General features: G+C 64.0%; 7 protein-coding genes. 3 read left to right on the top strand and 4 right to left on the bottom strand.

The window, feature by feature from the left end:
* Positions 1-161: 161 nt before the first annotated feature.
* Complete coding sequence (locus JQ632_RS30360; RefSeq protein ID WP_212406328.1) at positions 162-851, top strand: lectin; 690 nt, start codon at positions 162-164, stop codon at positions 849-851.
* Positions 852-980: 129 nt separating this feature from the next.
* The gene (locus JQ632_RS30355) at positions 981-1,685 is read left to right on the top strand and encodes a glutathione S-transferase (protein ID WP_212406323.1); all 705 of its coding nucleotides are present in this window, start codon (positions 981-983) and stop codon (positions 1,683-1,685) included.
* Positions 1,686-1,761: 76 nt separating this feature from the next.
* On the opposite strand, the gene JQ632_RS30350 is transcribed toward JQ632_RS30355, so the two are convergent.
* Positions 1,762-1,938 (bottom strand): hypothetical protein, encoded by a 177-nt coding sequence (locus JQ632_RS30350; RefSeq protein WP_212406322.1) that lies wholly within the window; start codon positions 1,936-1,938, stop codon positions 1,762-1,764.
* 156 nt (positions 1,939-2,094) lie between these two features.
* Complete coding sequence (locus JQ632_RS30345; RefSeq protein ID WP_212406321.1) at positions 2,095-2,574, bottom strand: hypothetical protein; 480 nt, start codon at positions 2,572-2,574, stop codon at positions 2,095-2,097.
* 242 nt (positions 2,575-2,816) lie between these two features.
* Here JQ632_RS30345 and JQ632_RS30340 point away from each other — a divergent pair, with 242 nt between their 5' ends.
* Positions 2,817-4,472, top strand: coding sequence for a fumarate hydratase (locus tag JQ632_RS30340; protein WP_212406320.1), 1,656 nt, complete (start codon positions 2,817-2,819; stop codon positions 4,470-4,472).
* 97 nt (positions 4,473-4,569) lie between these two features.
* On the opposite strand, the gene JQ632_RS30335 is transcribed toward JQ632_RS30340, so the two are convergent.
* Positions 4,570-5,565 carry a DUF3616 domain-containing protein gene (locus tag JQ632_RS30335; protein ID WP_212406319.1) on the bottom strand — a complete coding sequence of 332 codons (996 nt, stop codon included), beginning with the start codon at positions 5,563-5,565 and terminating at the stop codon, positions 4,570-4,572.
* A 143-nt stretch (positions 5,566-5,708) separates the two neighbouring features.
* On the bottom strand, positions 5,709-6,644 hold the full coding sequence (locus JQ632_RS30330) for an SH3 domain-containing protein (RefSeq protein WP_212406318.1): 936 nt from the start codon (positions 6,642-6,644) through the stop codon (positions 5,709-5,711).
* Between the last annotated feature and the right edge of the window lie 3 nt (positions 6,645-6,647).

Raw genomic sequence — 6,647 nt, 5'->3', positions numbered from 1 at the left:
AGCGAACCGCCGTATACGGACCCGTACGTACGGTGGTGTGGGAGGGGAGGAGCTGCGAGGCTCCCCCCTATCCCGATTCCGTGGAGCCGCAACGGAATAATGCTTGCGGCGGCGGGTTCGTGTCAGGCGGCAATCATGGCGAACAACAACCGGAGGAAGAGATGACCCGCTACGGCAAATTCGTGCAGCCCTTCTGCCTTGCTCTCGCCGTCTCGACGCTTCCCGTGCTGGCCGCTGGCGCGGCGCAGGCGCAGTCGGCCGACATGAGCTTCTTCGTGACCTCGAGCGGGCCCGGCAAGGGCGCTGATCTTGGCGGCCTCGATGGGGCCGACGCACAGTGCCAGAAGCTCGCGCAGTCCGCCGGCGCCGGCGCCAAAACCTGGCACGCCTATCTCTCGACCCAGGCCGCCGACGGCAAGCCTGCCGTGAATGCGCGTGACCGCATCGGCAAGGGACCCTGGCAAAACGCAAAGGGCGTGGTCATCGCCAAGGACGTCGCCGACCTGCACAGCCCGGCCAACAACCTCACCAAGCAGACCGGGCTGAGCGAGAAGGGCGACGTGACCAACGGCGCCGGTGACACGCCGAACCGGCACGACATCCTCACGGGCTCGCGGCCGGACGGTACGGCCTTCCCGGTGGGCGAGGACCGGACTTGCAAGAACTGGACGAGCAGCACGCAAGGCGCTGCGATGCTCGGCCATTTCGATCGGCGGGGCCTGCTCGACGATGAGCCGTCAAAATCCTGGAACAGCTCGCATCCCTCGCGCGGCTCTGAAGGCGGCTGCTCGCAGGCCGACCTCAAGAGCACCGGCGGCGACGGGCTCTTGTATTGTTTTGCAGTGAACTGACCGAAGGCAGCTCTCACCGTCGTCATTGCGAGCCAACGGGTCCGCACTTCGCGCGGACCCGTCTGCTTGCAATGACGGATTCTGTGGCGGCGTGCTACATTTTCGGCAACGCTTTCACGGATGCCCAGCATGAAATACGAACTGTACTACTGGCCCGAAATTCAGGGCCGCGGCGAATATGTCCGTCTCGCGCTGGAGGAAGCAGGCGCCGCCTATGTCGACGTCGCGCGCGGGTCACGCGGCACGGCGGCGATGATGAGGCTGATGGATGGGCGCGGTACGCCGCCCTTCGCGCCGCCGTTCCTGAAAGCCGGCAAGCTCGTCATCGGCCAGACCGCCAACATCCTGCTCTATCTCGGCGCCCGGCATGGCCTCGCACCGAAGACCGAGCCCGGCCGATTATGGCTGCATCAGCTGCAGCTCACGATCGCCGACTTCGTGCTTGAGGTCCACGACACCCATCATCCGCTCGGCCCCTCGCTCTACTACGAGGATGCGCGGCCGGAAGCAAAGAAGCGCACCGTCGAGTTCTGGGACGAGCGCGTGCCGAAATATCTCGGCTATTTCGAGGGGGTGCTCGACAGCAATGGCGGCGCCTACGTCACCGGACGCAAGCTCACCTATGTCGATCTCTCGCTGTTCCAGATCGTCGCCGGCCTGCGCTATGCGTTTCCCAAACGCATGAAGGCGTTCGAAGGCGAGATCCCGGGCCTCGTCGCGCTCCACGACCGCGTCGCGGCGCGGCCGAACATCAAGGCCTATCTGGCAAGCGACCGGCGCATTGCCTTCAACGAACAGGGCATCTTCCGCCGCTACAAGGAGCTCGATCGCTGAACGAGCAAATCCGGCGCGCGGGCTCGCGCCCGCCGGCCGGATTTCAATCCTGTCGTCGAAGCTTGCCTGCGCGACGTCAGGCGATCTGGTCGATCCGTGTGCCCTGTCCGGGCGGCAGCGGCGCGGACGGCGGCGGCTGATAGGCCTTCTCGGCTTCCTTCTGCGCCTGGTCGTTCTGCGCCTGGTTCGTGGTCGTGTCGTAGCTCGGCACCACGACGACGATCGGCGGCGGCGCAACGCTCGAAACACTCATTGGTCAAACCTCACACATTGCAACACGTGAGACTGACCAGAGGGACGCCAACGATCCCTGAAATGAATCGTTAAAATGCCAGCGAATTTGTGCGGCGTGAGAAGCTATGGTGAAGATCAGGTAGGCTCTCACCACCTGTCATTGCGTGGCGGCCCGCTACTCGTCCTTGCCGCGCGTGATCGCGATCGCTGCGTCAGTCTTGGTGCGTGTGCATTCCATGTTGAGCCGGCGATAGCGCATCGAGACCTTGTCGCCGCGCAAAATGCCCATGCGCTTCAGGCAGCGCGTGGCGCCGGTCGTGGTGTCGTCCTTCGTCACCGTGAAGATGATCGCAGCCGCAGCACCCACCAGATCATAGAACTGCTGCGTCGGTCGGCGCTCGCCCTTGGCATAAAGTTCGTTGGAATAGCTTTGGCCGTTGCCGCGGCAGCCGAGCGACAACTCCTTCGCCGCCGGATGCGTGAGGTAGACGATGTTGGCGGCCTTGAAGTTGACCTTCAGCCCGTCGATGTTGTGCGCGAGCTGTTTTGCGATGTCGTCGCACTGATCCGCGCGCGCGGGCGAGACGAGGATTACAAGGCCGGAGATTGCGGCGGCGACGAGGATCGCGCCGCGAGAGTTCAATTTCAAAATCATGATGAGGAGCCCCTTCGGCCGGTATAAAAGCGTCGGCGGGCCAAGAGTGCAAGAGTGTGGGGTGGGCTGGGCAGGGGTCGGATCGGACCGAGATTCGACGGTCATTGCGGGGCAGGGGGCATTCGCGAATTCGATTGCTGGAGGGCGTCCGAATACCTTCCCTTTGTGGGAAAAGGGCTTAGAAGGGTTCAAAGATTGGCGCCTTTTGCCGCGCCTTGACGGCTCCAACCCGAGACCAGACCATGAACGCTCCGACCGCCTTTCCCGACCAGTCAAAGCCCGTTCCGCCCTACAAGCACACCCCGCTGTTCCCGCTCGGCAAGGACGAGACGCCCTACAAGAAGATCTCGAGCGAAGGCGTGCGGGTCGAAAAGGTGCTCGGCAAGGACATGCTGGTGGTGTCGCGCGAGGCGCTGCGGGCGCTGTCGGAAGCGGCTTTCGGCGACATCAACCACTATCTGCGTCCCGGCCACCTCAAGCAACTCCGTGCGATCCTGGAGGACGGCGAGGCGAGTCCGAACGACAAGTTCGTCGCGCTGGACTTTTTGAAGAACGCCAACATCGCCGCCGGCGGCGTGCTGCCGATGTGCCAGGACACCGGCACCGCGATCATCATGGGCAAGAAGGGCTGCAACGTCATCACCGACGGCGACGACGAAGCCGCGCTGTCAGAGGGCGCGCGCGACGCCTATTTGCGCCGTAACCTGCGCTATTCGCAGGTCGCGCCACTCTCGATGTTCGAGGAGAGGAACACCGCCAACAACATGCCGGCGCAGTGCGAGATCTACGCCGAGGGCGATGACGCCTACAAGTTCATGTTCATGGCGAAGGGCGGCGGAAGCGCCAACAAGAGCTTTTTGTTCCAGGCAACGCCGTCCGTGCTCACAAAGGACCGGCTGCTTGCGTTCCTGAAGGAAAAGGTGCTGACGCTCGGCACCGCGGCGTGCCCGCCCTATCACCTTGCGATCGTGATCGGCGGCACCTCGGCCGAGCTGTGCATGAAGACGGTAAAGCTGGCTTCGGCCCGCTATCTCGACGCGCTGCCGACCCAGGGCTCGCCCGACGGCAACGCCTTCCGCGATGTCGAGATGGAGCAGGAAATCCACAAGATGACGCAGTCGCTCGGTGTCGGTGCGCAGTTCGGCGGCAAATATTTCTGCCACGACGTGCGCGTGATTCGCATGCCGCGTCACGGCGCCTCGCTCCCGATCGGGCTAGGGGTGTCCTGCTCGGCCGACCGCCAGGTGCTCGGCAAGATCACCAGGGACGGCATCTATCTCGAGGAGCTCGAGCACAATCCCGCGCAGTACCTTCCGCAGGTCGAGCAGTCGCTCGGCGGCGAGGTCGTCAAGATCGACCTCAACCAGCCGATGAAGGACATTTTGGCGACGTTCTCAAACTATCCGATCAAGACGCGGGTCTCGATGACCGGCACCATGATCGTGGCGCGCGACTCTGCGCATGCCAAGCTGCGCGAGCGGCTCGAGCGCGGCGAGCCGCTGCCAGACTACTTCAAGAACCACCCCGTCTATTACGCCGGCCCCGCCAAGACGCCCGAAGGCTACGCCTCCGGTGCATTCGGCCCGACCACCGCGGGGCGCATGGATTCCTTCGTCGACCAGTTCCAGGCCGCCGGCGGCTCGATGGTAATGGTGGCGAAGGGCAACCGCGCGCCCGCCGTGCGCGAAGCCTGCAAGAAATATGGCGGCTTCTATCTCGGCTCGATCGGTGGAGCTGCGGCAAACCTCGCCGAGCACTGCATCAAGAAGGTCGAGGTGCTCGAATATCCCGAGCTCGGCATGGAAGCCATCTGGCGCATCGAGGTCGTCGACTTCCCGGCCTTCATCATCATCGACGACAAGGGCAACGACTTCTTCAAGGAGTTGAACCTGGGCTAGAGCATGATCCGGAAAAGTGTGAAGCGGTTTTCCGAAAAGATCATGTTCAAACAAAAGCCTAAAGCGCGATGACGATTCATCCAAATCTCATCGCGCTCTACCGCGGCACCCGATATTCGGCCGGGGCGCCGTTCTCCGGGCCGTCGAACATCACGAGCACGCGCCACGGCTGTCCCGCGGCGTCGCCGAGCACCAGCAACGTCTCGGCCTTGGCCGTCGTGTCGGCGGCCTTGAGCGGGTGGCTCGTGCCGAGCGTCCCGCTCTTGGGATCGTAGAACACGACCGAAGGCGTGATAGGTTGCTCGTTGACCGGCCCGGTCAGCAGCAGCAGGCCACCCGAGACGGCGGCGATGTCCCGGATGCCGACGGTGGTGCCAAGCGGCACCGTCTTGAGTTCGGCGTTCAGCGGCGCGTGCTCGCTGAAGACGGCCAGGGCATCCACGACCAAGATATAGGCGTTGCCGTTGTCGGAGGGACCACGGAAGCCGAGATACATCAGGCCGTCCTTCACCGCGATGCCCTCGATGTTGGCGCCGTTCTCGCCGAGCGGCTTGTCGTAGGCGGCGGGAAGCTTGTCCTTGATCGCTTCGCGTAACCGCATCACGGATGCTTCGACGCCGATGACCTCGTCGTCGGAGATCGGGAAGGGCGGCTTTCCCGTAGCCTTGTCGACGGGAATCCGGAAGACGTGATAGCTCGTGGGATTGCTGTCCTCGGGATGATGGCGTTTGCGGCCGTGCGATCCCATGACATAGAAATAACCGTCGTCGTAGGCCGCGCCTTCTGCATCGGGATCGCCGCTCGCCTGATCGCTGAGCAGCTTGATCACCTTGCCCGGGTTGATCGTCGTGCCTTCGATGGCGAAGAACTGCGCATATTTCTTCTCGTCATTGACGATGAGGCAGGACGTCGGCATCGCGCAGGCCGCGCCGCTGAGGTTGGTGCGGGCATCGGTGCTCTTCTTGAACGGCTCCGTGAGCTGCCACGCCGGCGACTGCGGCTCGAGCATGTCGGCGCTGACCGGCGATGCCGAGGCAAGAGCAACGATGGCCGCCAACAGATGAATCCGGCTGCGTGCGGTGAGGGGTGACATGCAAATTCCCCTTGATTGGTTGAAATTGTATCGGTCGCAACTAAAAATTCTGGGTTGCATGGCCGATCCTGCGCCCGAAGCCGGGTGCGGTCAACGACACGAATACGTGTGCGCCGTGGCCAAAGACCGCAGACGGATGTCGCCTAGCTGCAATTCGTGACCTGGTTGGAGCACAGCGCCCGCCACCAGCCGCGCACGCCGTCATGGCTCTCGACCAGGCCCCAATAGCCGCTGCAGGCGAGAAGGCGTTTTGGCCCGCCGTCGGTGTCGAGCGGGCCGCCGAGATCGCGCTGCGCCGGCGTCCATTTGGCATCGACGAAGGGCGCGGCAAACAATCCGCCCATACGGGTGTAGCCGTTGGCAAAGGCCGCGCCGACCTTGCTCGCGGCGACCCAGCCGCGCCCCGCATAGGGTTTTGGTGCGTTGCGCGGATATCTTGTCTCGTCCTCGTAGTCCTTGCCCGGTGGTTTTGCGCCTTCGATCAGGAACCAGCCGTCTTTGAAGCCGATGATGCGGAATTCGGTCAGCCAGCCGCCTTCGGGCGTGTTCTCGGCGCCGCCCATCTTGAGGTGATAGGGCGGCGGCAAGGTGCCGAGAACATGCGCCGTCACCGACGGTCCGGCGCGCACGTTCAGGCCCCTCGGGTCCTTGTCGACGGACCACGCGCCGAGATCGCAGGGCTCGGTGCCCTCGGGAAGCGTCGCGCGCTTCGCCGCAAGCTCGGCGTGAGACTTGTCGTACTCGCTTCCGTCGCCGTCGGAATCGCTTGTCGCGCGCACGGGATCGGTGCGCGGCTTCAACTCGGCCGTGACTGCGCGCGTGCCGTCACTTGTGAGCTTGACGACAAGCACCTGACGCGGCGCGAAGACGCTTCCAGGCGTCTTCGGATCGTTCGAGCTTGCGGGATCGACGGCGAGGTAGCCGGTCAGGGCCGTCGTATCGGTGCGATAGGCTTCGCCAGCCACGTAACCTGCGGGCACCAAAGCGAGCACGCTTGCGCGCCACGCCGGTTCGTTGCCGCCTGCGCGTGCCGTCGCGACGGACAGCACCGCCGCGGCGATGAGAGCGAGAACGCGCATGAT

The sequence above is a fragment of the Bradyrhizobium liaoningense genome, from assembly GCF_018130955.1.
Taxonomy (GTDB): Bacteria; Pseudomonadota; Alphaproteobacteria; order Rhizobiales; family Xanthobacteraceae; genus Bradyrhizobium; species Bradyrhizobium liaoningense_C.
This window is presented reverse-complemented; position numbering and strand designations above follow the sequence as displayed.